The sequence below is a fragment of the Streptomyces sp. NPDC047971 genome (genome assembly GCF_040653355.1).
Classification (GTDB): Bacteria; Actinomycetota; Actinomycetes; order Streptomycetales; family Streptomycetaceae; genus Streptomyces.
The window spans coordinates 39,280-65,404 of the sequence record NZ_JBEZNW010000026.1 but is presented as its reverse complement, the minus strand read 5'-3'; the positions used below and the strand labels follow the sequence as shown (position 1 = coordinate 65,404).

Annotated in this window: 25 protein-coding genes; 6 read left to right on the top strand and 19 right to left on the bottom strand. The window is 71.6% G+C overall.

Annotation, left to right across the window (positions count from 1 at the left end):
• The first annotated feature begins 94 nt into the window (after positions 1 to 94).
• Both AB0D99_RS23545 and AB0D99_RS23540 read left to right on the top strand, forming a co-directional pair.
• Positions 95 to 742: a L,D-transpeptidase gene (locus AB0D99_RS23545; RefSeq protein WP_362365631.1), complete on the top strand. Its 648-nt coding sequence runs from the start codon at positions 95 to 97 to the stop codon at positions 740 to 742.
• An 82-nt stretch (positions 743 to 824) separates the two neighbouring features.
• Positions 825 to 1,799, top strand: a complete 975-nt coding sequence (locus tag AB0D99_RS23540) for a sigma-70 family RNA polymerase sigma factor (protein ID WP_362365462.1) — start codon at positions 825 to 827, stop codon at positions 1,797 to 1,799.
• On the opposite strand, the gene AB0D99_RS23535 is transcribed toward AB0D99_RS23540, so the two are convergent.
• Complete coding sequence (locus tag AB0D99_RS23535) at positions 1,800 to 2,069, bottom strand: STAS domain-containing protein (RefSeq protein WP_362365459.1); 270 nt, start codon at positions 2,067 to 2,069, stop codon at positions 1,800 to 1,802.
• Between the two features lie 57 nt (positions 2,070 to 2,126).
• Between AB0D99_RS23535 and AB0D99_RS23530 the strand changes: the two genes are divergently transcribed.
• Entirely contained in the window at positions 2,127 to 2,780 is a 654-nt protein-coding gene (locus tag AB0D99_RS23530) for an HAD-IA family hydrolase (protein WP_362365456.1), read from the top strand.
• Between the two features lie 185 nt (positions 2,781 to 2,965).
• On the opposite strand, the gene AB0D99_RS23525 is transcribed toward AB0D99_RS23530, so the two are convergent.
• From AB0D99_RS23525 to AB0D99_RS23475, 11 genes are all read right to left on the bottom strand, one after another.
• A complete protein-coding gene (locus AB0D99_RS23525; RefSeq protein WP_362365453.1) occupies positions 2,966 to 4,243 on the bottom strand; it encodes a thymidine phosphorylase in 1,278 nt (425 codons plus the stop codon).
• An 80-nt stretch (positions 4,244 to 4,323) separates the two neighbouring features.
• Positions 4,324 to 4,728 carry a cytidine deaminase gene (locus AB0D99_RS23520; RefSeq protein WP_362365450.1) on the bottom strand — a complete coding sequence of 135 codons (405 nt, stop codon included), beginning with the start codon at positions 4,726 to 4,728 and terminating at the stop codon, positions 4,324 to 4,326.
• Complete coding sequence (locus AB0D99_RS23515; protein ID WP_362365447.1) at positions 4,725 to 6,014, bottom strand: ABC transporter permease; 1,290 nt, start codon at positions 6,012 to 6,014, stop codon at positions 4,725 to 4,727. Before AB0D99_RS23515 ends, AB0D99_RS23520 begins: the two co-directional genes overlap by 4 nt.
• Positions 6,011 to 7,123, bottom strand: a complete 1,113-nt coding sequence (locus AB0D99_RS23510) for an ABC transporter permease (protein ID WP_362365444.1) — start codon at positions 7,121 to 7,123, stop codon at positions 6,011 to 6,013. Before AB0D99_RS23510 ends, AB0D99_RS23515 begins: the two co-directional genes overlap by 4 nt.
• A complete protein-coding gene (locus AB0D99_RS23505) occupies positions 7,120 to 8,712 on the bottom strand; it encodes an ABC transporter ATP-binding protein (protein ID WP_362365628.1) in 1,593 nt (530 codons plus the stop codon). Before AB0D99_RS23505 ends, AB0D99_RS23510 begins: the two co-directional genes overlap by 4 nt.
• Positions 8,713 to 8,908: 196 nt before the next feature.
• Positions 8,909 to 9,946, bottom strand: a complete 1,038-nt coding sequence (locus AB0D99_RS23500) for a BMP family ABC transporter substrate-binding protein (protein WP_362365441.1) — start codon at positions 9,944 to 9,946, stop codon at positions 8,909 to 8,911.
• 262 nt (positions 9,947 to 10,208) lie between these two features.
• Positions 10,209 to 11,429: a M20 family metallopeptidase gene (locus AB0D99_RS23495; protein WP_362365438.1), complete on the bottom strand. Its 1,221-nt coding sequence runs from the start codon at positions 11,427 to 11,429 to the stop codon at positions 10,209 to 10,211.
• 116 nt (positions 11,430 to 11,545) lie between these two features.
• Positions 11,546 to 12,679 carry a hypothetical protein gene (locus AB0D99_RS23490; protein WP_362365435.1) on the bottom strand — a complete coding sequence of 378 codons (1,134 nt, stop codon included), beginning with the start codon at positions 12,677 to 12,679 and terminating at the stop codon, positions 11,546 to 11,548.
• Positions 12,676 to 13,569: an N-acetylneuraminate synthase family protein gene (locus AB0D99_RS23485; protein WP_362365432.1), complete on the bottom strand. Its 894-nt coding sequence runs from the start codon at positions 13,567 to 13,569 to the stop codon at positions 12,676 to 12,678. Before AB0D99_RS23485 ends, AB0D99_RS23490 begins: the two co-directional genes overlap by 4 nt.
• 14 nt (positions 13,570 to 13,583) lie before the next feature.
• A complete protein-coding gene (locus AB0D99_RS23480; RefSeq protein ID WP_362365429.1) occupies positions 13,584 to 14,765 on the bottom strand; it encodes an acylneuraminate cytidylyltransferase in 1,182 nt (393 codons plus the stop codon).
• Positions 14,765 to 16,033 (bottom strand): DUF6716 putative glycosyltransferase, encoded by a 1,269-nt coding sequence (locus AB0D99_RS23475; protein WP_362365426.1) that lies wholly within the window; start codon positions 16,031 to 16,033, stop codon positions 14,765 to 14,767. The genes AB0D99_RS23480 and AB0D99_RS23475 overlap by 1 nt, the downstream gene beginning before the upstream one ends.
• Before the next feature lie 187 nt (positions 16,034 to 16,220).
• Between AB0D99_RS23475 and AB0D99_RS23470 the strand changes: the two genes are divergently transcribed.
• Complete coding sequence (locus AB0D99_RS23470) at positions 16,221 to 17,225, top strand: glycosyltransferase family 2 protein (RefSeq protein ID WP_362365423.1); 1,005 nt, start codon at positions 16,221 to 16,223, stop codon at positions 17,223 to 17,225.
• Positions 17,222 to 18,520, top strand: coding sequence for an alpha-2,8-polysialyltransferase family protein (locus AB0D99_RS23465; protein ID WP_362365420.1), 1,299 nt, complete (start codon positions 17,222 to 17,224; stop codon positions 18,518 to 18,520). Before AB0D99_RS23470 ends, AB0D99_RS23465 begins: the two co-directional genes overlap by 4 nt.
• Positions 18,521 to 18,686: 166 nt before the next feature.
• On the opposite strand, the gene AB0D99_RS23460 is transcribed toward AB0D99_RS23465, so the two are convergent.
• The 3 genes from AB0D99_RS23460 to AB0D99_RS23450 all read right to left on the bottom strand — a co-directional run bounded on the left by AB0D99_RS23460 (position 18,687) and on the right by AB0D99_RS23450 (position 21,918).
• Positions 18,687 to 19,502, bottom strand: a complete 816-nt coding sequence (locus AB0D99_RS23460; protein WP_362365416.1) for a MerR family transcriptional regulator — start codon at positions 19,500 to 19,502, stop codon at positions 18,687 to 18,689.
• Positions 19,503 to 19,584: 82 nt separating this feature from the next.
• Complete coding sequence (leuE, locus tag AB0D99_RS23455; protein WP_362365413.1) at positions 19,585 to 20,238, bottom strand: leucine efflux protein LeuE; 654 nt, start codon at positions 20,236 to 20,238, stop codon at positions 19,585 to 19,587.
• Between the two features lie 99 nt (positions 20,239 to 20,337).
• Positions 20,338 to 21,918 carry a methylmalonyl-CoA mutase family protein gene (locus tag AB0D99_RS23450; protein ID WP_362365410.1) on the bottom strand — a complete coding sequence of 527 codons (1,581 nt, stop codon included), beginning with the start codon at positions 21,916 to 21,918 and terminating at the stop codon, positions 20,338 to 20,340.
• A gap of 194 nt (positions 21,919 to 22,112) precedes the next feature.
• Here AB0D99_RS23450 and AB0D99_RS23445 point away from each other — a divergent pair, with 194 nt between their 5' ends.
• Entirely contained in the window at positions 22,113 to 22,976 is an 864-nt protein-coding gene (locus AB0D99_RS23445) for a L,D-transpeptidase family protein (protein WP_362365407.1), read from the top strand.
• Positions 22,977 to 23,131: 155 nt separating this feature from the next.
• Here the strand turns inward: AB0D99_RS23445 and AB0D99_RS23440 are convergent, their stop codons facing one another.
• The 4 genes from AB0D99_RS23440 to AB0D99_RS23425 form a co-directional block, all read right to left on the bottom strand.
• Positions 23,132 to 24,193: a hypothetical protein gene (locus AB0D99_RS23440; protein ID WP_362365404.1), complete on the bottom strand. Its 1,062-nt coding sequence runs from the start codon at positions 24,191 to 24,193 to the stop codon at positions 23,132 to 23,134.
• Entirely contained in the window at positions 24,193 to 24,858 is a 666-nt protein-coding gene (locus AB0D99_RS23435) for an RNA polymerase sigma factor (RefSeq protein WP_362365625.1), read from the bottom strand. The genes AB0D99_RS23440 and AB0D99_RS23435 overlap by 1 nt, the downstream gene beginning before the upstream one ends.
• A gap of 270 nt (positions 24,859 to 25,128) precedes the next feature.
• Positions 25,129 to 25,473 (bottom strand): hypothetical protein, encoded by a 345-nt coding sequence (locus tag AB0D99_RS23430; protein ID WP_362365401.1) that lies wholly within the window; start codon positions 25,471 to 25,473, stop codon positions 25,129 to 25,131.
• The gene (locus tag AB0D99_RS23425) at positions 25,470 to 26,048 is read right to left on the bottom strand and encodes an RNA polymerase sigma factor (RefSeq protein WP_362365398.1); all 579 of its coding nucleotides are present in this window, start codon (positions 26,046 to 26,048) and stop codon (positions 25,470 to 25,472) included. The genes AB0D99_RS23430 and AB0D99_RS23425 overlap by 4 nt, the downstream gene beginning before the upstream one ends.
• Positions 26,049 to 26,125: the final 77 nt, after the last annotated feature.

Below are 26,125 nucleotides of genomic sequence, written 5' to 3'. Positions count from 1 at the left end.
CCCCCGATCGTCCTAAGTCTTAGGACTCAAGGGGGAGTTGGTGATCATGAACCGGATCAAAGCGCGCGCCCTGGCGGCCGTCGGCATCACCTCCATGGTGGTGCCGCTGACGGTCGCCCTCGGCGCGGCACCGGCGCAGGCGGCCTCGTGCAACGTGACGACGGGGCCGTACCAGAAGCAGGTGGAGAAGTTCCTGGGGCGGCCGGTGGACGGCAGGCAGTCGCTCGCCGACTGCAAGGCGATCCAGGCGTTCCAGCGCACGCACGGCATCACCCCGACGCAGGGGTACGCCGGTCCGCTGACCTGGCGGACGATGTCCACCATGCTGGCGCAGAAGGCGGCGGGGAAGAACCCGAACGCGGCCGGGAAGTGCCCGACCAACAAGGGCCGGATCGCCTGCGTCGACCTGACGCGCCAGCTGAGCTGGATCCAGGACGGCGCGCGCCTGAAGTACGGTCCGGTGCCCGTCCGTACGGGCAAGGACGGGACCGAGACCCGTACCGGCCTCAAGAGGATCTACTGGCGCAACATCAACCACTGGTCGACGATCTACCACGTGTCCATGCCGTACTCGCAGTTCTTCGACGGCGGGCAGGCCTTCCACTCCACCACCAAGTCCATGTGGAACCCGCCGGGTTCGGGCGGCTGCGTCAACATGCGCACGGCGGACGCGAAGGCGTACTGGAACCTGCTCAGGAACGGTGACGACGTGTACGTCTACGGACGGAAGCCCGGAACCTGACCCGCGCTGTCAGTGGGCTGCGGTAGCTTCCCCTCATCGGCACAACGCTGGTGCCGGTGAGGGGCGAGTGGGGTGGACCTGCATGAGTGACCTGGCGACCGCCGACCGGCATTCCGAACTGGAGAAGTACCGCAGGGAGCTGACCGGTTACTGCTACCGGATGCTCGGCTCCTCGTTCGAGGCCGAGGACGCCGTGCAGGACACGATGGTCCGCGCCTGGCGGTCCCTCGACTCCTTCGAGGGGCGCTCGTCGCTGCGCTCCTGGCTGTACCGCATCGCGACCAACGTCTGCCTCGACTCGCTGAACGCGGGCAACAAGCGGGCCCGGCCGATGGATCTCACCGCCGCGACCCCGGTCGCCCAGGCCCAGCTGAACGCCCGGCCGGAGATCACCTGGCTGGAGCCGGTGCCGGACGGACGGGTGCTGCCGTCGGTGGCCGACCCGGCGGAGACGGCGGTGTCCCGCGAGACCGTACGGCTCGCGTTCGTCGCCGCGCTGCAGCATCTGCCGCCGAAGCAGCGGGCCGTGCTGATCCTGCGCGAGGTGCTCGCCTGGAAGGCGAGCGAGGTCGCGGAGCTGCTCGACACCACGGTCGCCTCGGTGAACAGCGCGCTCCAGCGGGCGCGCGCCACGATCGCGGAGAACGAGCCGACGGTCTCGGACACCGCGGACCCCTTGGACGAGGAGCAGAAGGAGCTCCTCGAGCGCTATGTCGCCGCCTTCGAGGGGTACGACATGAAGGCGCTGACGGCGCTCCTGCACGAGGACGCGACGATGTCCATGCCGCCGTACGACCTGTGGCTGCGGGGACACGACGACATCGTGGGCTGGATGCTCGGGGTCGGCGAGGTCTGCGCGGGCTCGAAGCTGGTGCCGACCGTGGCGAACGGCTCGCCGGCGTTCGCGCAGTACCACCCGGACCCCGAGGGCGGTTTCAGCCCGTGGGCGCTGATCGTCCTGGAGCTGCGGGACGGCAAGGTCGGTGGGATGGACTTCTTCCTGGACACCAAGCGCTGGTTCCCGCTCTTCGACCTGCCGGAGCGGCTCGACGCGTAGTCATACGAGGTCTGCCAGACCGACCAGGTCGAGGAGCAGCCGGAGTTCGTCCCCGGCGCCCTCGAACCGCAGCCGATGCCCGCGGCGCCCGGCGGCGAGCTTCAGCCGGGCCAGGGCGTTCACGGCCGCGAGATCGGCATGGGCGAGCCCACCGACGTCACAGATCACGTCGGTGGGAGGCCACCGTTCCAGTACGGCGCACAGCCGGGCGATCTCGGCCGGGGTGGCGCGGGCGGCAAGGGTCAGAACGAGCGGTCGAGTGGGGTCCACGACTGGGAGACCTCCGCCGCGGCCGGAACTCATCGGACCCCCTATAGGGTGCGGGCCATGGTGGAACTGGTGATCTTCGACTGTGACGGCGTCCTGGTGGACAGCGAGCGGATCTACTGCCGGGTGGACCGACAGGTCTTCGCCCTCATGGGAGCGGAGTTCACCGAGGCCGAGGTCGTCGAACAGTTCGTGGGCTCCTCGACGGAGATGCTGACGGCGATCCTGGAGGAGCGGCTCGGACGCGCCCTGGAGCCGGACTGGCACCGGGCGTACAAGCACCTGTACGACGAGGCCCTGGACGCGGAGCTGACGGTGGTGGACGGCGTGACGGATGTGCTCGACGCGCTGGACGTGCCCTTCTGCCTGGCGTCGAACGGCAGCCACGCCTCGATCCGCCGGAATCTCACGCGGGTGGGCCTGCTGGACCGTTTCGAGGGCCGCATCTTCAGCGCGCGCGACGTCGCGCGCGGCAAGCCCGCCCCGGATCTCTTCCTGCACGCGGCGGCCACGATGGGTGCGGCGCCCGCGCGCTGCGCGGTGGTCGAGGACAGCCCCTACGGGGTCCGGGCCGCCCGCGCCGCGGGGATGCGGGCCTTCGGCTACTCCGGCGGCCTCACCCGGGCGGACCGGCTGACCGGCGCGGAGACGGTGGTCTTCGACGACATGCGCGAGCTGCCGGGGCTGCTGGCGGAGGCACGGGCCGCCTTCTAGGGCGTGTATCGAAAGTGGCGCCGTCCGCCCGAAGGGCGGGCCCCGCGGCGTCTGGCATGTGCGCCGTGTCGCTCATGGCGATCTCCTCCTTCGGCGCGTCACCGATCCCAGCAGGCCGAACGGGACCGGTGGGGGTCCACCGGTCCCGTTCACTCGGATGAGCCTCCGGCATAGGTCGGAGTGCGTCAGGCGATCCGGTCCAGGACGATCGGGCTCGGGGTGAAGTCCGTGCCCGCCGGGGCGATGTCCCAGGCGCCGTCCAGGGACGTGAGGGCGTAGTCGAACTTCTCCGGGGTGTCCGTGTGCAGGGTCACCAGCGGCTGGCCCGCCGTGACCGTGTCGCCCGGCTTGGCGTGGATCTCGACGCCGGCGCCGGCCTGCACCGGGTCCTCCTTGCGGGCCCGGCCGGCGCCGAGGCGCCAGGCGGCGATGCCGATGTCGTACGCGTCGAGGCGGGTGAGCACGCCCGACGAGGACGCCGTGACGACCTGCGTCTCGCGGGCGACCGGGAGGGCCGCGTCCGGGTCGCCGCCCTGGGCCGCGATCATGCGACGCCAGACGTCCATCGCCGAGCCGTCCGCCAGCGCCTTCGCCGGGTCCGCGTCCTTGATCCCGGCCGCGTCGAGCATCTCGCGGGCCAGCGCGATCGTCAGCTCGACGACGTCCGCCGGGCCGCCGCCCGCCAAGACCTCGACGGACTCACGGATCTCGAGGGCGTTGCCGGCCGTGAGCCCGAGCGGGGTCGACATGTCGGTGAGCAGGGCGACCGTCTTCACCCCGCTGTCCGTGCCGAGGCCGACCATCGTCGAGGCCAGCTCCCGCGCGTCCTCGATGTTCTTCATGAAGGCTCCGGTGCCGACCTTGACGTCCAGGACGAGCGAACCGGTGCCTTCGGCGATCTTCTTCGACATGATCGAGGACGCGATCAGCGGGATCGCCTCGACCGTGCCCGTCACGTCGCGCAGGGCGTAGAGCTTCTTGTCGGCGGGGGCCAGGCCGTCGCCGGCCGCGCAGATGACCGCGCCCGTGGTGTCCAGGACGTGCAGCATCTCCTCGTTGGAGAGCAGCGCGCGCCAGCCCGGGATGGACTCCAGCTTGTCGAGCGTGCCGCCGGTGTGGCCGAGGCCCCGGCCCGACAGCTGCGGCACGGCTGCGCCGCAGGCGGCGACGAGCGGGGCAAGCGGGAGGGTGATCTTGTCGCCGACGCCACCGGTGGAGTGCTTGTCGGAGGTCGGGCGGGACAGGGACGAGAAGTCCATGCGCTCGCCGCTGGCGATCATCGCCGCGGTCCAGCGGGCGATCTCGCCGCGGTTCATGCCGTTGAGCAGGATCGCCATGGCCAGGGCCGACATCTGCTCGTCCGCGACCTCGCCGCGGGTGTAGGCGTCGATGACCCAGTCGATCTGCTCGGGGCTCAGCTCGCCCTTGTCCCGCTTGGTGCGGATGACGGAGATGACGTCCATGTGGTGCCTCTTTCTACGCGCATAGAGGGGGAAAGGAGGAGCGGCCCTTCCCATCGTGCCGGAAGGGCCGCTCCGAGGTCCTACTTGTCGAGGTGGCCGGGGCCGAACGCCTGCGGCAGCATCTCCGCCAGCGTCACCAGCCCCTGCGGGGTCTCCAGGACGAGCTCGGGGCCGCCGAACTCGAACAGCAGCTGCCGGCACCGCCCGCACGGCACCAGGGTCTCGCCCCGGCCGTCCACGCAGACGAAGTGGGTCAGCCGGCCGCCACCCGTGGCCTGGAGCTGCGAGACGAGCCCGCACTCCGCGCACAGCCCGAGGCCGTACGAGGCATTCTCCACGTTGCAGCCGGAGACCACGCGCCCGTCGTCGACGAGCGCGGCGGCGCCGACCGGGTAGCCCGAGTACGGGGCGTACGCCCGGGACATGGCGTCCCGGGCAGCCTTCCGGAGGGTCTCCCAGTCCGGCTCCGCGGCGCTGGGCGTCACTTGCCCTCGCCCTTGCGGTAGCGCATGCCGTCCGCCTTGGGCATCCGCAGGCGCTGCGCGGAGAGCGACAGCACCAGCAGGGTCACCACGTACGGCGTGGCGCTGACGAACTCGACCGGGACCGTCTCCGTACCGAGGTACCAGATGAAGACGCCGACACCGATGACGGTGGCGATCGAGGAGGTGATCCAGCGCTTCTTGTACGCCTTCCAGGCCGCGATCGCGACGAGGACCGCGAAGAGCAGCAGGAGCAGCGCGTGCACGGACTCGCCGCCGCTGCGCAGCTGGAGCGCGTCGGCGAAGCCGAACAGACCCGCACCCATCGCGAGGCCGCCCGGGCGCCAGTTGCCGAAGATCATCGCCGCGAGGCCGATGTAGCCACGGCCACCGGTCTGGCCCTCGTTGTAGATGTGCGAGGTGACCAGCGACAGGAAGGCGCCGCCGAGACCGGCCATGCCGCCGGAGACGATCACGGCGATGTACTTGTACTTGTAGACGTTGACGCCGAGGGACTCGGCGGCGATCGGGTTCTCACCGCAGGAGCGCAGGCGCAGACCGAACGCGGTCTTCCACAGCACGAAGAACGTGCCGATCACCAGCAGCACGGCGATGATCGTGACCACCGAGACGTTGGTGACCAGGCCGCCGAGGATGCCGGCGAGGTCCGAGATCAGGAACCAGTGGTGCTTCTCGATGTCGGCCAGCCAGTCGGACAGACCCGGGATCGTGACCGAGGTGATCTCCTCGGCCGGCGGGGACTGCTTGGGGCTGCCGCCCTTCGCCGCCGCCTCGCCGGAGTTGAACCACAGCTTGGCGAAGTAGGTGGTGAAACCGACGGCCAGGATGTTGATGGCGATACCGGAGATGATGTGGTCGACGCCGAAGGTGACCGTGGCGACGGCGTGCACGAGACCGCCGACCATGCCGCCCAGGATGCCGGCGAGGATGCCGAGCCACGGGCTGGTCTGCCAGCCGGCCCAGGCACCGAAGAAGGTGCCGAGGATCATCATGCCTTCGAGGCCGATGTTCACCACACCCGCGCGCTCGGCCCACAGACCGCCGAGACCGGCGAGGCCGATCGGCACGGCGAGTGAGAGCGCGGCGCCGATCTGGCCGGCCGAGGTGAGGTCCTGCGCGCCGGTGATGGCGCGGACGGCGGAGAGGGCGACGAGCCCGCCCGCGACGATCAGCAGGATCCAGGGAAGGGAGAGCCGGGTGCGGCCGCCCTTGCCACCGGCCGCCTTGGGAGCGGCGGGCGGCGGGGTGGAAGTCGCCGTGGCGGTCACGCCGACACCTCCGTCGAGTCGTTGGAACGGGCCTGGGCCGCGAGCTTCTCGCCGACCTGACGCTGCTGGCGCTTGAGGCCGTAGCGGCGGACGACCTCATAGGCGATGACGACGCAGAGGACGATGACGCCCTGCATGACGCCGACGATCTCCCGGTCGTAGTCCTCGAACTCCAGCTGCTGGCCGCCGCGCTCCAGGAAGCCCCAGAGGATCGCGGCCAGCGCGATGCCGATCGGGTGGTTGCGGCCCAGCAGGGCGATCGCGATACCGGTGAAGCCGATGCCGACGGGGAAGTCGCCGCCGAACTCGTAACTGTCGTTGAGCAGCGTCGGCATACCGATCAGACCGGCCATGGCGCCGGAGATCAGCATGGAGGTGACGACCATCCGCTTGACGTTGACGCCGGAGGCCGCGGCCGCCGTGTCGGACTGACCGACGGTGCGCAGGTCGAAGCCGAAGCGGGTGCGGGAGAGCGTGAACCAGTAGCCGACGCCCGCGATGGCCGCGACGACGACGAAGCCGTAGACCGGGGTCGGCGTGGTCGGGAACTCGAAGAAGTGCGAGGACTCCGGCAGCGGGGTCGTCGCGACCTTCGTACCGGCCGCGTCCAGGTGGCCGAGGCGGCCGGGCTGGAGCAGGTAGCCGATGATCGCGGTCGCGATGAAGTTCAGCATGATCGTGGAGACGACCTCGCTGACACCCCGGGTGGTCTTGAGGACACCGGCGATGCCGGCCCACATCGCGCCGACGATCATCGCGGTGATGATGATCAGCGGGATCTGGATGATGCCCGGCAGGGTCAGCGCGCCACCGACGGCGGCGGCGAAGAACGCCGCGAGACGGTACTGGCCGTCGACACCGATGTTGAACAGGTTCATGCGGAAGCCGATGGCCACCGCGATGCCCGCCAGGTAGTACGTCGTCGCCTTGTTGATGATGTAGACCTGGCTGTCCGACTTGATGCCGTAGTCGAACATGATCCCGAAGGCGCTGAACGGCTCCTTGCCGGTCGCCGCGAGCACCAGGGCGGTGATCAGGAAGGCGGCGACGATCGCGAGCAGCGGTGCCGCGATGCCGAGGAGCAGCCGCTCCTTGTCGAACTTCTTCATCGGGCCTCGTCCTCCGGGCCGTCGGTGCCCTCAGGGCTCTCTTCGTGCTCAAGGTGACCGGCGGCGGCGCCGGTCATGGCCGAGCCCAGCTCCTCCGGGGTGATCGTCGCCGGATCGGCGTCGGCGACCAGACGCCCGCGGTACATGACGCGCAGGGTGTCGGAGAGGCCGATCAGCTCGTCGAGGTCGGCGGAGATCAGCAGGACCGCCAGGCCCTCCCGGCGCGCCTCGCGGATCTGGTCCCAGATCTGCGCCTGCGCACCGACGTCCACGCCCCGGGTGGGGTGCGCGGCGATCAGCAGCTTGGGGTCGTGGCTCATCTCGCGGCCGACGATCAGCTTCTGCTGGTTGCCGCCGGAGAGGGAGGCCGCGGTGACCTCGATGCCGGGGGTACGGACGTCGTACTCGCGGACGATCCGCTCGGTGTCCTTGCGGGCGGCCTTGAGGTCGAGGATCGCGCCCTTGGAGTTCGGCTTCTCGGTGACGTGGCCGAGGATGCGGTTCTCCCAGAGGGGGGCCTCCAGGAGCAGACCGTGACGGTGGCGGTCCTCGGGGATGCAGCCGATGCCGTCCTCGCGCCGCTTGCGCGTCGGGGCGGACGAGATGTCGGCGCCGTCGAGGGTCACGACACCCCGGTCGGCGTTGCGCATGCCCATGATCGTGTCGACGAGCTCGGACTGGCCGTTGCCCTCGACACCGGCGATGCCGAGCACCTCACCCTTGTGGATGGTGAAGGTGATGCCGCCGAGGACCGCGCGGACCACGCCGTCGGGGTCGACGGCGCTCAGCGACAGGTCCTGGACCGTCAGCATCGGCACGTCCGTGACCGTCGACTCGCGGGTCTCCGGCGAGGGCAGCTCGGCGCCGACCATCAGCTCGGCGAGCTGCTTGGTCGTGGTGTGCTTCGGGTCGGCGGTGCCGACCGTGGTGCCGCGGCGGATGACGGTGATCTCGTCGGCGACCGACAGGACCTCGCCCAGCTTGTGCGAGATGAAGATGACCGTCAGGCCCTCCGCCTTGAGCTCGCGCAGGTTGTCGAAGAGCGCGTCGACCTCCTGCGGGACGAGCACGGCGGTCGGCTCGTCCAGGATCAGGGTGCGGGCGCCGCGGTAGAGGACCTTGAGGATCTCCACGCGCTGGCGGTCGGCCACACCGAGGTCCTCGACGAGCACGTCGGGACGGACGCCGAGGCCGTACGCGTCGGAGATCTCCTTGATCTTGGCGCGGGCCTTGTCGCCGATGCCGTACAGCTTCTCGGAGCCGAGGACGACGTTCTCGAGGACCGTGAGGTTGTCCGCGAGCATGAAGTGCTGGTGCACCATGCCGACACCGCGGGTGATGGCGTCGCCGGGGCTGTTGAACGTCACCAGCTCGCCGTCGACCGTGATGGTGCCCTCGTCCGGCTTCTGCATGCCGTAGAGGATCTTCATCAGGGTCGACTTGCCCGCGCCGTTCTCGCCCACGAGGGCGTGCACGGTGCCGCGGCGCACGGTGATGTCGATGTCGTGGTTGGCCACGACTCCGGGGAAACGCTTGGTGATGCCGCGGAGTTCTACGGCGTTGGGACTGCTGGTGCTGGAGGCTTTGATGACGCACTCTCCTAGGCAGGGAGCGTGAGGAGGGGATGAGGCGGTGCGCAGGCGCTGTCGGTGGCGAAAAATACCCTGTACGGCGCACGCTACGCGCGTAGCTTTTGGAAAATCGTTCAACTGCCCGCGGGCAGACGTGTGAAGGGGGCCCGGAGTGTCGGCCGAAGCCGCTCTCCGGGCCCCTTTCCGACGGAGGTCAGAGGGTCGTGTTGACCTTGATCTGGCCGTCGATGATCTTCTTCTTGGCCTCGTCCAGCTTGGCCTGGATGTCCGCGAGGTGGCCACCGGTGGTGGTCAGGGAGACACCGTTCTCGGCCAGCGAGTAGACGTGCGTGCCGGTCGCCGGCTTGCCCTCCTGGACGGACTTGATCAGCTCGAAGACACCCGTGTCCACGTTCTTGACCATGGAGGTCATGATCGAACCGGCGTACTTGGACAGGGCCGGGTCCTTGGCCTGGTCCGAGTCGACGCCGATCGCCCAGGTGCCGGGCTTGGCGGCGACGGCCTCGATGGCGCCGGCGCCGGAGCCGCCCGCGGCGGCGTAGATGACGTCGATGCCCTTGTCGAGCATGCCCTTGGCGGCGGCCTTGCCCTTGTCCGGGGCGCCGAAGCCGGAGAAGTCCGTACCGGTGGACAGGTACTGGATGGTGACCGAGGCGTTCGGGTTGGTGTCCTTGACGCCCTGCTGGAAGCCGGCGGCGAACTTCTTGATCAGCGGGGTGTCGACACCACCGATGAAGCCGATCTTGCCGTCCTTGGACTTCAGCGCGGCGGCGACACCGGCGAGGTAGGAGCCCTGCTCCTCGGTGAAGACGATCGAGTCGACGTTCTTCACGTCGGAGACCGAGTCGACCAGGCCGAAGGTGGTCTTCGGGAACTTCGCGGCGACCTTGTCGATGGAGTCCTTGTAGGCGAAGCCGACACCGATGACGGGGTTGAAGCCACCCTCGGCGAGGGAGGTGAGGCGCTGCTCGCGGTCGGCCGGGGTCTCACCGGTCTTGGCGGTGAGCTCCTTGGTCTCGACACCGAGGTCGGCCTTGGCCTTGTCGAGGCCACGGGCGGCGGAGTCGTTGAACGAGTTGTCGCCACGGCCGCCGACGTCGTAGGCCATGCCGACCTTGATGGTGCCCGAGTCGGAACCGGACTCGGTGGACGACTCACCACAAGCGGTGGCGGTGAGAGCGAGGGCCGCGGTCACTGCGGACGCGGAAACGATCTTGGATACCCGGCGCAAGAGGAGGGTCCCTTCGAGACTGACCGAAAGCGCCTCTTCCGGCGCTGGTTTCGCGTGGATCGTAACGCGCGTAGATGTCAGTTAAAGACCCGTTCATGAGTCGTTATCGGATCGTCGCGAACGAGCCAAGCGAACGACGGAGACCGGCCGCCCCGGCACGACCGGTTATACACGCCGACCGGTCACATGGAGCGGATGGACGGCGACGCTCCGCTCCGTGTCGACCCGGATGGCGGAGGGGACGCGGACGCCCCCTCGGCCGTCAGTGCTTCGGCGCTCCGTCGATCAGCGCGGCGGCGGTGAAGAGCTCGACGCCCACCGCGATGGCCCGCTCGTCCACGTCGAAGTCGCCCGCGTGGAGGTCACGGCGTGTCGTGTCGCCCGGGACGCGGGTGCCCAGGCGGGCCATGGCGCCCGGGACGTGCTCCAGGTACCAGGAGAAGTCCTCGCCGCCGAGGCTCTGCTCGGTGTCCTCGATCGCGTACGGTCCGCGGCGCGCGGTCATCGCGTCGCGGAGCAGCTCGGTGATGACCGGATCGTTGACGACCGGGGGGACGCCCCGGACGTAGTTGATGGTCGACTTGGCGCGGTGGAGCGTGGCGATCTCGTCGATGGCCGCATGCACCAGGTCGGGGGCCTCCCGCCAGCTGGGCAGGTCGAGGCAGCGGACGGTGCCGGAGAGTTCGGCGTGCTGCGGGATCACGTTGCAGGCGTGGCCGGCCTCGATGCGGCCCCAGGTGACCGCGAGCCCGGAACGAGCGTCCACCCGCCGGGACAGCAGGGCCGGGACGTCGGTGGCGACCCGGGCGGCGGCGGTGACCAGGTCGGTGGTGAGGTGCGGGCGGGCCGTGTGGCCGCCGGGCCCGTCGAGGGTGACCTCCAGCCGGTCGCAGGCGGAGGTGATGGGGCCGGGGCGCAGCCCGATCCGGCCGGCGTCCACCTTCGGGTCGCAGTGGACCGCGATGATCCGGCCGACGCCGTCCAGGACGCCGGACTCGATGGTGTCGGCGGCGCCGCCGGGCAGCACCTCCTCGGCGGGCTGGAAGATCAGCCGTACGGCCTGGGGAAGCAGCCCCTTCCGGTCGAGCTCGGCGAGCACGAGACCGGCGCCCAGGACCGTGGCGGTGTGGACGTCGTGGCCACACGCGTGGGCGCGGTTGGGCACGGTGGAGCGGTACGAGACGGTCTTGACGTCCGGGATGGGCAGCGCGTCGATGTCGGCGCGCAGGGCCAGCATGGGACGGCCTCTGTCCCAGGTGCCGATGTCACAGATGAGCCCGGTGCCGGTGGCCAGCACCTGAGGCGCGAGTCCGGCCGCCTCCAGGCGGGCCTTGAGCGCAGCGGTGGTACGGAACTCCTGGTTGCCGAGCTCGGGGTGCATGTGCAAGTCCCTGCGGAACACGATCAGTTCGGTGCGCAGGGGTTCGGACAGCGTTCCGGGCAGAGCGACGGAGCCGGGCTCGCGGGACTTCAACTGGTTCACCTTTTGAAGGGTAGGCCCCTTCGGAGATCAACTGCCCGTTGATCACGAAAACTTCAGCCCGTTAGGGGAAAGAATCTCGGTTCCCCAGGCTTGATGACCACCCCGTGTGGGTAAGCTCACCCGAATTCGAACCGTTCCGCCGTCGGGGTGGCGCGCGCCGTGAGCCGGTCCACCTCGTGGGCCGCCGTACCCGCCACGCCGGCCAGGAAGCCCTGGGCGCGGGGGGAGGCGTTCGCCTTCAGCCACTCCGGGGCGATCTCGCACACCGCCACCTTCACGCCCGTGCCCGCGAGGGCCAGCGGGAGGGTGTGGACGACCGTCGAGGGGAAGCTGACCACCGTGCGGCCGATCGGGCCGCGTCGGGCGATCAGCTCCAGGGGCAGGTCGGGCCGGACGATCTCCAGGCCGGTCTCCACCGCGATTCGGTGCAGCTTCTCCGCGCTCTCGCGACGGTGGGCGAAGTAGCGGGTGGCCCCGTGGTCGGCCGCGAGGTCGGCGACGGCCCGCGTGTACCGGTCCGCGTCGATGACGCCGGTCTCCACCAGCGAGGTGCCGACCAGGTCGGAGCCCCGGGTCAGACGGGGCGGGCCGAAGCGGGCCCGGGTCCAGGCGAAGGTGTTCGCCGTGACGGTGGTTCCCGGCGGCGGTTCGACCGGGAGCGAGGTGAAGATCTCGACCGCTCGGCGACGCGTGGGGGCCAGCTTGCGCCGGGCCGCGGCCGAGACGGGGGCGAGCACGAGTTCACGGGGCCCCCGTCCGCTGCCGCGCCGGTGCCAGCGCACCAGCCTTTCGCCACGGGCCAGTTGGGCGGCGTACTCCATGGTGGCGGTGCCGTCGTCGACGACGGTCAGCTGCTTCGGGGCGAAGAGCGTGAGCAGCAGCTGGACGTAGCGGGAGAAGGGGTCCCCGACGATCACCCGCTCCGCCGCCCTCAGCAGCGGGGTGAGGTCCCGCAGCGTACGGGCGAGTGCGCCCCGGCCGTCGCGGGCCTCCTGCCAGCGCACGGTGAACCCGTCGTCACGGGCCAGCTGGGCCATCCGGCGCAGCTGGCCGCGCGACATGGGGTCCGTCGGCGAGAGGACGACGAGGATCAGGCCCGCCGGGGCCCCCGCGCCCCCGGCAGGAGCCAGGGCGGAGCCCGTTCCTCCCGGGGACGGCGCGGGGAGGGCGGAGGGCGACTGGGCGTGCGCCCACTCCAGGACGTTCAGGAGCTGGACCGGGCTCTCGACGAACGCCAGCTGGCCGGTCATGCGGCGACGAGCCCCTGGACCCGGCGGAGCTTCTTCATCGGGCCGAGCTCCGACTCGTAGACCTTCTTGACGCCGTCGCCGAGCGCGGTCTCGATGGTGCGGATGTCGCGGACCAGGCGCTGCAGGCCCTGCGGCTCGACCGAGGCGGCCTGGTCGGAGCCCCACATGGCGCGGTCGAGGGTGATGTGGCGCTCGACGAAGGTGGCGCCGAGCGCGACGGCGGCCAGGGTGGTCTGGAGGCCGGTCTCGTGGCCGGAGTAGCCGATCGGGACGTTCGGGTACTCCTCCTTCAGCGTGTTGATCACGCGGAGGTTGAGCTCCTCGGCCTTCGCCGGGTACGTGGACGTCGCGTGGCAGAGCAGGATGTTGTCCGAGCCGAGGACCTCGACCGCGTGACGGATCTGCTTCGGGGTGGACATGCCGGTGGACAGGATGACCGTACGGCCGGTCTCGCGCAGGGCGCGCAGCAGCTCGTCGTCGGTGAGGGAGGCGGAGGCGACCTTGTGGGCGGGGACGTCGAACTTCTCCAGGAAGGCGACGGCCTCGGTGTCCCACGGGGAGGCGAACCAGTCGATGCCGCGCTTCCTGCAGTGCTCGTCGATGGCGCGGTACTCGTCCTCGCCGAACTCCACGCGGTGGCGGTAGTCGATGTAGGTCATGCGGCCCCAGGGGGTGTCGCGCTCGATGTCCCACTGGTCGCGCGGGGTGCAGATCTCCGGGGTGCGCTTCTGGAACTTCACGGCGTCGCAGCCGGCGTCGGCGGCGACGTCGATGAGCGCGATGGCGTTCTCGAGCTCGCCGTTGTGGTTGATGCCGATCTCGCCGGTGACGTAGACGGCGTGGCCCGGGCCGGCGGACTTGCTGCCGAAGGTACGAGTGCGCGTGTTCATATCCGTGACGTTCCTTACGAGTTGGGGGTGTCGAGCTCGGGCCCGAGGAGCCATGCCGCGATCTCGCGGACGGCTCCCGAGCCACCGGGGGTGAGGGTCACCGCACGGGCGGCGGCCCGTACGGAGTCGTGCGCGCTCGCCACCGCGACGGGCCAGCCGACGAGGTGGAAGCACGGGAGGTCGTTGACGTCGTTGCCGGCGTAGAGGACGCGCTGGGGGTCGACGCCCTGGTCCTCGCACCACTGCTTGAGGGCGAGGTCCTTGCGGTCGATGCCGTGCAGGACGGGGACGCCGAGCTTGCGGGCGCGGGCGGCGACGACCGCGTTCTGCTCGGTGGAGAGGATCAGGACGGGCATTCCGGCGCGCCGGAGGGCGGCGACGCCGAGGCCGTCGCCGCGGTGCGCGGAGACGAACTCGTGTCCCTCGGAGTCGAGATGGACGCGGTCGTCGGTCTGGGTGCCGTCGAAGTCGAGGACGACGGCGTCGATCTCGGCGAAGCGCGGGGAGACGGGGGTGTCGAGCAGCGGCGCGAGCGCGCGGGCCCGGGCGAGATCGTGCGGGTCGTCGATCTCCAGGACCCGGGCGGGGTCGGTGACGACGATCGCGGTGTGGCCGAAGAAGCGGTGTCCGTGGGTGCGGAAGCCCTCGGCGTCCATCGCGTAGACGGCCCCGGTCTCCAGGTACTCGGCCTCGCGGTCCTGTCGGCGGGGGCGGTGCGCCTTGTCGTGGTTGACGCCGTGGGCGCCGTCCGTGCCGTCGCGCCACAGGAAGCCGTGGGCGGGTGCCGCGGTGAAGGCGGTGTCGGCGGTGCCGGTGGTGACCTTCTCGGCGGTGCCGTTCACCTCCTCCGCGGTGAGGAAGGGGCTGGTGCACTGGACGAGGAGGACGACGTCGACGCGGCGGCCGTGGGTGGCCTCGAAGGCGTCCATGGCGTGCAGGACGGCCGACTCGCTGGTCGCCGTGTCGCCGGCGATGGCCGCCGGGCGGTGGACCGCCTCCGCTCCGGCGGCGCGGGCGGCCGCCGCGATCGCCGCGTCGTCCGTGGAGACCAGGACGTCGGTGACCAGTCGGGCCCCGAGGCAGGCGCGGACGGCGCGGGAGACCAGCGGGAGGCCCGCCACCGCGGCGAGGTTCTTGGCGGGCACGCCCTTGGAGCCGCCCCGCGCCGGGACGACGGCAAGCACGGTCGTGGTCATCAGAGTTCTCCGAGGCGGCGGATGACGGGGGCCACGCGCTGGACGCCGTGGCGGTACGCGCCCCGAGCCGCCTCGCGGACGATCCGGCGCAGCCCGCTGTCGCGGGTCTCCGGGGCGGTCACGTCGAGGCGGTGGCGGGCGAGGATGCCGGGCAGATAGCCGGGGGCCGTCTCCGCTGTGTAGTAGGGGGTGATGGGGGGCAGCGGTGGGCCGGCGAGCAGATCCGCGACCCGGTCGCGGGCCGCGTCGAAGGCCCTCTCGTAGGAGCCCCCGGCGGCGACGCCCTGCCGGGAGAGCCATTCCTCGTCCGGCTTCGGGCGCTCGTCGGCGTCGAGCCGGTCGAAGGAGGTCAGCAGTCCCGAGCCGATGAAGTGGTGGTTGCCGAGGACCTCGCGGACGCCCAGGTCGGTGAGGATCGCCGTGGGGATCCTCCGGTGGAGCGCTTCGAGGGCGGCCGTCGAGGAGACGGTGACCAGCAGGTCGGTGCGGTCCAGGACCTCGCCCATGTGCCCGTACACCAGGCGGAAGTTGGGCGGGGGGTCGAGGTCGCGGACCAGCCTCTGGTACGGCAGCTCCTCCACGTGGGTGGTGTGCTCGCCGGGCTTGGAGCGGAGCTTGAGCAGGACCTCGCGGCCCGGGTGCAGCCTGGCGTGCTCGACGAGCCTGCGGAGCAGGTACGTCCGGTCGGCGCGGGTGACCGGTACGGAGGGCTGGGCGGCGAGGACGAGGGTGTCCCGGCCGGTCTCGGGGGTGTAGGGCGCTCCGCCGAGGAACGGCAGCGCGGCCTCCACCACGGAGGAGGGGTCGGCGCCCACTCCCTCGTACACGGCGCGGAAACGCTCGGCGTCGTGGCGGGAGTTGGCGAGCACGACGTCGGCGCCGTGGCGCAGGAGCAGCCCGTCGGCGAGCTTCTCGTAGACGACGCCGACGTAGCCGGTGACGATCACCGGGCGGCGTGCCATGCCCAGGTCGGCGATGCCCTGGAGGACCGCGCGGACCGTGCCGCCGACGAGGGAGAGGACGACGAGGTCGTACGCCCCGTCCCGTACCTCCCGGAGGAACTCCGCGCCCGTCACCTCGCGCGGGGGTGTCGTGGACACCCCGGTCTCGGCGAGTTGGCGCGCGGTGGGCGTGGCCCGGCCTCGCAGGACGAAGCCGGTGGGCTCGGCGGCCGCGATGCGGCGTGCGGTGAGCGCGCCCCATTTCCACCGGGTGTCGGAGTCGGCGAGTACGGCGACGCGTACCGCTGCATTGGTACTTGCTGGCACGTCGAGGACGCTAGAGAGGCATTTCGTTTCCCGGCCCAACTGGGCCACAACAAACGGTGAACAGAGCCCTTCCCGCTTCTGACAATGGATGGGATCGGGGGCGGTTAATGCGCCCGCCTCTTCGTGTTCACCGAACATCTCTCTGTCGGTCAGAACGAATGCCGGGGCGGCGCCTAGCGTCGGCCGGGTGGTCAAGCTCTCCGTCGTCGTGCCGTTCTACAACGTGCAGACATATGCCCCCGACACCCTCGCAAGCCTGCGCGCGAACGCCCGTGAGGACTTCGAGTTCCTTCTCGTCGACGACTGTTCGACGGACGGGACGCCGGAGCTCCTCGACCGGGCGGTACGAGAGGTCCCGGGGGCCGTTCTCGTCAGACACGCGCGGAACGAGGGGCTTGCCACCGCGCGCAACACCGGACTCGACGCGGCGCGCGGGCGGTACCTCGCCTTCCTGGACGGGGACGACTGGCTCGCGCCCGGCCATTTCGCGCGGCTGGTGACGGCCATGGACGAGCTGGACTGCGACTTCCTCCGTACCGACCACGTGGTGTGCACGGGGCGGAACCGCTCCGTGCGCCGGTCGCCGGTCGGGCGGCGCGGCGAGGTGCTGCGTCCGCGCGACGCCATCCTGCCCGCCGACCGGACGACCTCGGTGGACTACCCGTACGCCTGGGCGGGGATGTACCACCGGCGGCTGCTGGACCGCGGCCTGCTGCACTTCACGCCGGGGCTGCGGACGGCGGAGGACCGGCCGTGGATCTGGAAGCTGCACCGGGAGGCGGATTCCTTCGCCGCCGTCAGCACGCTGGGGATCTTCTACCGGCGCGGGGTCTCCACCTCGCTCACCCAGATAGGAGATGTACGGCAGCTGGATTTCATCCGCGCTTTCGACCAGGTGATCGAAGAAACGGCGCAGGACGTCGACGCGGAACAGCTTCTCCCGAAGGCCGTCCGCACGTATTGCGCTCTTATTTCGCACCACATTTCGTCGGCCGAACGATTCGAACCGGCCGTGGCGAAGAAATTGCGTTCGATGAGTGCGGCGGCTCTGCGGCGCATGCCCCAGGACGTGCTCGGTGACGCGCTCGGCTCGATGGACGAACAACGGGCGGCCGTCCTGCGCAGGCTGCGCCGCCGCCGCGTGGGCACGGGTTCCCTGCCCGCTCCTTCGGCCTCGGGGGCCGCCGCGTGAGCACCACCCAGATCTTCTACGCGTCGACCCTCTACGGCGTGACGACGCTGGCCGCCGCCCTGGACAGCGGCTGCTTCGGCCCGGCCGACCGGCGCCTCCTGCTGGTCGGCAACAACGCGGCGGTGCCGGAGACGACGCCGTCGCCGGCCGAGATGCCCGGCTTCGAGCGGCTGCGCGGCCGGTTCGACGGCGTGCTGTCCTGGAACGAGGCGATCTCCCCGCTCCACCCGTCCGGCTGGACGCCCCGCGCGGACGACCTCCCGATGCTGGAGCGCCATCTGCGGCTGCTGTGGGGGCTCGGCGACGACCGGGTCGAACTGGTCGTGGAATCGGTGCAGGTCGCACCGGCCCTGACGATCGCCCGCCTGTTCTCCGAGGCTCCGCTCGACGTGTACGCGGACGGGCTGATGAGCTACGGCCCGACCCGCAACAAGATCGACCCGCTGGTCGGCGAGCGGGTGCGCCGACTGCTCCATCTCGATCTGGTGCCCGGGCTCGCGCCGCTGCTGCTCGCGGAGTTCGGGGCCACGGCGGAGGTGGTGCCCGCGGAGGCGTTCACCAAGGTGGTGGCGGAGCTGGCGGACTCGGCCGCCGAGGAGGACGGTCCGGCACTGCTGCTCGGCCAGTACCTGGCGGCGCTCTCGCTGCTCACCCCGGCCGAGGAGGAGGAGCTCCACGTCCGCATGGTGCGCGGCGCGATCGCGCGGGGGCACCGCAGCCTGGTCTTCAAGCCGCACCCGACGGCGCCGGACGCCTGGACACGGAGGCTGGCCGAGGAGGCGGCGGCGCTCGGCGCCGAACTGACCGTTCTCGACCGGCCGGTGCTCGCGGAGGTGGTGTACCGGGAGTTGCGGCCCGCGTTGGTGGTCGGCTGCTTCTCGACGGCGCTGATGACGGCACGGGCCTTCTACGGGATCCCGGTGGCCCGGGTCGGCACCCGGACGGTCCTGGACCGGCTGACCCCGTACCAGAACAGCAACCGCGTACCGCTCACCCTCGTCGACGCGCTCGTCCCCGACCTGGAGGGCGCGGCGGTCGAGGCGCCGGACGACGAGGCGCTGGCGGGTCTGGTCGCGGCGGTCGGGTTCGCGATGCAGCCCAAGGTCCGGGGTGATCTGCGGGGTGCGGCGACGCGTCATCTGTCGGGGCCGCTGGCCGAGCGGACCCGGCACTACTTCACGCGCCGCCGACTCACCGTCCTGGGGCTCCCGGGCGGCATCCCGGTCCCGCGCCACCCCCGGGTCCGCAGGCTGGCCCGGCGCGCGCTGCGCCTGAAGCGGGCCCTCGCGAGGTGACGGAGGGGCCCGGACCGCGGAGGGGCCCGGACCGCGGAGGGGCCCGGGCCCCGGGCCCACGGCGCGGAGTGCGCCCGCCGCCGGTCCCCCGGCCGCGTGGGTACGCCTCTGCCACGGGGCGGGCCCCGGCCGCGGGATGCGCCCAGGCCCGCCCCGCGCGCCGCGACTACGCGCGGACGACCGGCTCCTGGAGCTCCGTCACCCACTTCGCCCGGTCGTCCGGGCACTCCAGGTACAGCTCCCTGGGATAGCCCGCCGAGCGGTAGCCATGGGCGTCGATCCAGGTGGCCAGGGTCTGGACGCTCGGCAGGATCTCGTCCATCGGGCCCCGGTGGACGACCGTGGCCGCCTCCTCCAGGGCCGGCAGCACGACGATGTCGACGCCCGCCGCCTCGGCCCCGGCCGGGACCGTCATCCCCGCGTGCACGACGATCGAGCCGTCCCCGCGGCCCGTGTCCTCGTAGTACGCGATGCCCGGGCCGAACCCGGTCACGCCCGCGGCCTCCAGGGTCGCGCACAGCCGCTCGTACAGCGGCTGGATGACCGGGCCGATCTCGCCGAAGCCCGCCGCCTCCCCGCTCAGCTCGGCGAGCCGGACCGGCGGCACCTTCTTGATCACGACGTCCTGCGTGGACATGCGTCCCTCGCTCTCGATGGCTCGGAGCCGCGCGCCGACCTGGGCCAGCCGTCCCGCCGCCTCCGCCAGGGCCGTCTCCAGCTCGGCCTGGCGCAGGCGCAGCATGCCGCGCAGCTCCTCCGGGCCGACCTGCTCGTCGAGGATCGACCCCACCTGTTCGAGGGTGAAGCCGAGCTCCTTGAGCGCGATGACGCGGTTGAGGCGGGCCAGCTGGTCGGCCTCGTAGAAGCGGTAGCCGCTGTGCGGGTCGACATGGGCCGGGTGCAGGAGTCCGATGGCGTCGTAGTGGCGCAGCATCCGGACCGACACCCGCCCGTGCCGGGCGAAGTCTCCGATGGTGAACATGACGTCTCCTACGGAACGGCCTCACACGGTGTCAGGGTCAAGGCGGCGCCGCCCGAGGGCCGAGGCGGCGCTGCGGCCGGGGTCAGGCGGCGCTGCTGAGGGACAGCTTGGCCGCGAAGCCGAGGAAGAGCGCGCCCGCCGCCGAGGTCGCCCCTGCCGAGAGGCGCCTGCGCCGCCGGAACGCGGACGCGAGCCGCGTCCCGCCGAAGATGAGCATCGTGAGGTAGAGGAAGCTGCTGATCTGGAGCAGCGTGCCGAGCACCAGGAAGGACAGGGCCGGGTAGGCGTATCCGGGGTCCACGAACTGCACGAAGAAGGAGATCAGGAAGAGGATCGCCTTCGGGTTGAAGAGGCTGATGATCAGCGCGCGGCGGTACGGGTTCTCCCCGGCGGCCGGGGCCGCCTCCGGCTCCTCGGGCGTCAGCTCGCCGCGGCTGCGCCACATGCCCCACGCGGCGCGCAGCATGCCGATGGCCATCCAGGTGAGATAGCCCGCGCCCGCGTACTTCACGATCATGAAGAGCAGGGGTGTGGTCTGGAGCAGCGAGGCGGCACCGAGCGCGGCCAGCGTCATGAGGACGGCGTCCCCGGTGAAGACGCCGGCGGCGGCCTTGTATCCGGTCCGGGTGCCCTTGCGGGCGGCGACGGACAGCACGTACAGCGAGTTCGGCCCGGGCAGCAGGATGATGAGGACGAGGCCCGCGAGATAGGTCGGCAGATCGGTGACTCCCAGCATGGGACGGAGTCTCGCACGCGGGTGCGACTGTCCGCTCCCGTGTTTCGCGATGCGGAATCTCCCGGGTGCGTGGCGGGCCGCCGGATCGGCGCGGCACCCCTAGAACACGTCGGACGGGGTGTACGTCCCCCAGACCTCCCGCAGCGCGTTGCACACCTCGCCGACGGTGGCCCGCGCCTTGAGCGCGGCCTTCATCGGGTACAGGACGTTGTCCGTCCCCTCGGCCGCCTGCTTCAGCTCGCCGAGCGCCGCGTCCACCGCCGCGCGGCCCCGCTCGGAGCGCAGCGCGGCCAGCCGCGCGGCCTGCTGGGCCTCGATCGCCGGGTCGACGCGCAGCGGCTCGTACGGCTCCTCGGCGTCGATCGTGTAGCGGTTGACGCCGACGACGACGCGCTCGCCGCTGTCCGTCTCCTGCGCGACGCGGTAGGCCGAACGCTCGATCTCGCTCTTCTGGAAGCCGCGCTCGATCGCGCTGACCGCGCCGCCCAGCTCCTCGACCTTCCGCATGAGCTCCAGCGCGGCGGCCTCGACGTCGTCCGTCATCCTCTCCACGACGTACGAGCCGGCGAACGGGTCCACGGTGGCGGTCACATCGGTCTCGTAGGCGAGGACCTGCTGGGTGCGCAGCGCCAGCCGGGCGGACTTGTCCGTCGGCAGGGCGATGGCCTCGTCGAAGGAGTTGGTGTGCAGGGACTGCGTGCCACCGAGGGCGGCCGCGAGGCCCTGGACGGCGACGCGCACCAGGTTGACCTCGGGCTGCTGGGCGGTGAGCTGCACACCGGCGGTCTGGGTGTGGAAGCGGAGCATCTGCGACTTCGGGTTCTCCGCTCCGAACTCCTCCTTCATCACCCGCGCCCAGATCCGGCGGGCCGCCCGGAACTTGGCGACCTCCTCCAGGATCGTCGTACGGGCCACGAAGAAGAAGGAGAGCCGGGGCGCGAAGTCGTCGACGTCCATGCCGGCGGCGACGGCGGTACGGACGTACTCGATCCCGTCGGCGAGGGTGAAGGCGATCTCCTGCGCGGGTGAGGCACCGGCCTCGGCCATGTGGTAGCCGGAGATCGAGATCGTGTTCCACTTCGGGATCTCGGCCCGGCAGTACTTGAAGATGTCCGCGATCAGCCGCAGCGAGGGCTTGGGCGGGAAGATGTACGTGCCCCGGGCGATGTACTCCTTGAGCACGTCGTTCTGGATGGTGCCCGTCAGCCTGTCCGCGGGGACGCCCTGCTCCTCACCCACGAGCTGGTAGAGGAGCAGCAGGAGGGCGGCGGGGGCGTTGATCGTCATCGAGGTGGAGACCTGGTCCAGCGGGATCCCGTCGAACAGCACCCGCATGTCGTCGATCGAGTCGATGGCGACGCCGACCTTGCCGACCTCGCCGTGCGCGATCGGCGCGTCGGAGTCGTGGCCCATCTGGGTCGGCAGGTCGAAGGCGACGGACAGGCCCATCGTGCCGTTGGCGATGAGCTGCTTGTAGCGGGCGTTGGACTCGACCGCGGTGCCGAAGCCGGCGTACTGGCGCATGGTCCACGGGCGGCCGGTGTACATGGACGGGTACACGCCGCGCGTGAAGGGGTACGAGCCCGGCTCCCCGAGCTTCTCGGCGGGCTCCCACCCGTCCAGGGCGTCCGGTCCGTAGACCGGCTCGATGGGGAGCCCCGACTCCGTCTCGCGCACCATCTGCTCTGCCTCCCGGTGGGCCTGCACCGCGGCAACGACCCCCGCGGCGGACTGTGGCTCCGGCACCACGGCGCTCGGAGCGCCGCACGCCGGGACCTTCCTCACCAGCATCCTCCGTACTTGTGGCGGGTGCGCAACCAAGCGGGCACGGGAAGCATCCAATAGGTACACAGACACATTCCGGGGGGCTTCCGATGCGCCGTTCGTCCGTCATACCCAGAGCACTCTTGGCCGTGGCCGCCGTGGCACTCGCCACCAGCTGTACGGCCCAGGCGGCCGGCGGCGGGGGCACGTCGCCGTCGACGAGCGCCGCGCCGACCAGCTCGTCCCCGGCGCCGGCCCCGACCTCGCCGACGGCCGAGCCGAGCGGTACGCCGACGACGGACGACAAGCCGTCCTCCACGCCCACCACCGCGCAGCCCACCGGCAAGGTCCTGATGAAGGACGGGGACGAGAACGCGAAGGTGCGCGAGCTGCAGGCGCGGCTGCGCCAGATCGGCTACTTCGACCGCGCGCCCACCGGGTTCTACGGCACGATGACCGGGGGCGCGGTCACGGCCTTCCAGAAGAAGCGGGAGCTGCCGCAGACCGGCTCGGTCGACGAGACCACCTGGCAGCGGCTGCTGGCGATGACGCGCGAGCCGACGGCGGACGAGCTCAAGCCGTCCACCACCAACAAGCTGGACAAGCCGGACGCGCGCTGCATGACCGGCCGGGTGCTGTGCATCAGCAAGGAGAGCCGGACGCTGGCCTGGATGATCGACGGCAAGGTGGTGTCGTCGATGGACGTCCGCTTCGGCTCGGAGAACACCCCGACCCGCGAGGGGACCTTCCAGGTCGACCGAAAGGTCCGCCAGGACTGGTCGAAGCTCTACCACACGCCGATGCCGTACTCGATGTACTTCAGCCGTGGCCAGGCCGTGCACTACTCGTCGGACTTCGCGGCCCGCGGCTACAACGGGGCCTCGCACGGCTGCGTCAACGTCCGGGACAAGGTGAAGCTCGCGGCCCTCTTCGACCAGGTGAAGGTCGGCGACAAGGTCGTCGTCCACTGGTAGCGGCGCGGTAGGGAGAAAGGGCGCGGGTGGGACCGGGGGAACGTGTCCCACCCGCGCCGGGTGCGCGGAGCCGAAGGTACGGGGGGAACCCCGGCTCTCTGCGCGGCCGATGACCAGTCGGCTCACTCAGTACTGCGCCGACGGGCCGAAAAGTGTTACGCCGGCTTCCCGGGGCGGTCGGAACGGTGGTCTCGGCCGGTGTTCCGGCCGTCGGCGCGGTGCTTCCCGCGGCCGTCGCCGCGGTCGTCGGCGCGGCTGTCGTGGCGGCCCCCGCCACGGTGGTCGTCGCGGCCCGTGCCGCCGGGGCCCGAAGGGGCTCCCGCTCGATCGCCCTCTCCGGAGGAGCCGTCGTCGCCCCTGCCGTCGCCGCTGCCGCCGGAGGGCGCGGTGGACGGTTCCCTGGTGGCGCCGCCGGTGGAGCCGGCGGCCAGGACGCGGTCGCAGTAGCGCCGCACCGTCTCGCCCTTGCGCACGGAATCGGTGAGCCGGCGCTCCGCGCTGTCGTCGAGGCGTCCGGCGCGGTAGTCCTGGCACGCCTTGACGATCTTGGCGGCGAGGCTGTCCCGGTCCCGGTCGGCGGGGTACGTGGTCCTCCCCGGCTCGGGGGTGGCGTGGTCCTCGCCGCCCGTACCGCCGGTTCCGGGCGTCGACGGGGGCGTGGAGAGCGAGGGGGACGCGTCGGGGCTCCGTTCCTCTCCCGGGGGCGGCGGCGACGGCGTGGCCGTGCCGAAGCCCTCGTCCGGGGAGCCGGAGGCGACCGGTTCCGGTATCTCCACCGCCGAGACGGAGCCGGCCGGCGCCGGACGTTCCCGGTCCTGGAAGGGCAACATGCCCGTGCCGGAGGCGACGGCGACCCCGCCGACGGCGACGGCGGCGACCGCGGCGGCCAGTCCGTACCGCAGCGAGCGTCCCCACTGCCGGGCTGCGGGCACCCGCCCGAGCCGTACGCCGCCGAGTTCGGCGGCGTCGGGCGCGAAGGGGACCGGGGACATGGCGAGGGAGCGCTCGGCGGTGGCCTTGCGGAAGGCCGCCAGGGCCGCCTGCTCGCCGGGAAGTTCGGCGTCCGGCGCGTCGGCGAACGGCCGGGCCGACGCGAGGGCCTCGGCGAGGCGCTCGACCTGGTCGCGGGCGTGATCGTCGACGGCGTCGACCGGCTCGCCACGGAGCAGCCGCTCCGCGGCCTCCTGGTCGAGCCATGGGTACCGCTCGTCGGCCATCACATGTCCTTCTGCGTCCGCGCGCGCGATTGCGTCACACCACCGGGGACCGAAGCCCCCGGCCTGCGGCCGCGCTGCGGCGGTACTCCCCCGAGCGGGGCTCCGCTGCCGTCGCCCTCCGCGTGGAGGAGTTCGGCGAGGCGCTTGAGACCTCGGTGCGCGGCGGTGCGCACCGCGCCGGGGCGCTTCCCGAGGGTGTCGGCGGCGCTCTTGGCGTCCAGGCCGACGACGACGCGCAGGACGACGGCCTCGGCCTGGTCCTGCGGCAATTGGGCGATCAGATTCATGGTGTGGCCGGTGGCCAGTGCTTCCAGGGCCTCGCCCGCGGTGTCGGAGTCGGCGGGCTTGTCGGTGAGTTCGGTCTCGTCTCCGCCGGACGCGGGGCGCCTGCCCCGCATCCGGATGTGGTCGAGCGCGCGGTTGCGGGCGATGCGTGCCGCCCAGCCCCTGAACCGGTCCGCGTCGCCGCTGAAACGGTCGAGGTCGCGCGCGATCTGGAGCCAGGACTCCGAGGCGACGTCCTCGGTGTCGGCGTCCCCGACGAGCGTGCGTATGTAGCCCAGCAGCCGGGGGTGCACGGCGCGGTACACAGTACGGAAGGCGTCCTCGTCCCCGTTCTGCGCAGCGAGCACCGCGGCCGTCAGCTCCGCGTCGTCCCCCAGCAATCCCCACAACCTGTTCGTCATCGCGGCTGGTCATCACCGCCGCACCAGCCGGCGCGCATCAGCACGCTACGTCCTTCCCCGTCGCCGCGTCCATGTTCGTCCGGTCTTTGTACAACCTGCAACCTTCTAGGGGTGCCGGGCGGTGTGACAGAAAACGCATCCATGGCGCTGTAGGGAGTACGGGGCCGTGCTGCGGCTCCGGCGGACGGCGACCGGGGCCTCTCCTGTGGGGGGTGGCGGCCCCGGTCGTCCTCCTTGTCACCGGGCCTTTCAGCGCTTTCGCCCCTTGGCGCGCGGGCGGTTCGAGCGCCGGCCGGCGCGGCCGTTCCCGCCCCTGGCCGCGCGGTTTCCGGACGCGGCCACCGCGACACCGCCGAGCAGCACCGTCGCGGCGACACCGAACGCCGTCGTCCGCAGGGAGCCGCGCCACCGTCCCCGTACCGGAGCCGGCCGCCAGTCGTCCCGCCGCCTGGTGCGGCGCGACGCGCGCCGCCCGGTGTCCCGTGCCACGCGGAACGCCTCACGCACCCGGGCCTCGTCCGCGCCGGCTCCGCCCTCCTCGCCCCGCAGCGCCGCGCTCAGCGCGGTGGCGAGCGGGTCCGGTTCGCGTGTCATGTCCCATCCTTCCGCCGTCGTGTCGGCTCGGTGGCGGCGAGCAGTTCCGCCAGTCGCCGCAGGCCCCGGTGGCCCGCGGTGCGGACCGCCCCGGGGCGTTTGCCCAGGACGCGGGCGGTCGCGGGCCCGTCGAGCCCGACGACGACCCGGAGCAGCACGGCCTCGGCCTGGTCGCGCGGCAGGCCGCGGACGAGGGCGAGCGCCTGCTCCGTCGAGAGCCTCTCCAGGGCGGCGGCCGCCGTGTCGTGACCGCCGGGGAGTTCCAGTACGTCCTGTTCGAGCGCGGAGGTGCGGGGCCGCCGGCGCTGCCGGCGCAGATGGTCGAGCGCCCGGTTGCGGGCGATCGCCGCGGTCCAGCCGCGGAACCCGGCGCCGTCGCCGCGGAACCGCCCCAGGTCCCGGGCGATCTCCAGCCATGCCTCCGACGCGACGTCCTCGGCGTCCTCGCCGACCAGGCCCCGCACATAGCCGAGCAGCCCGGGTTGCACCAGACGGTAGGCCGCCGCGAAGGCGTCCTCGTCCCCGCGCTGGGCACGCCCGACCAGGATCCCCAGTTCCCCGTCGTCCGCGCCCACGCTTCCCTCTTCGTGCCGACGTACCCGTGCCCCCGTGAGGCAGGGCGCGACGCGCCGTCCCCCTTCCCTTCAGCGCG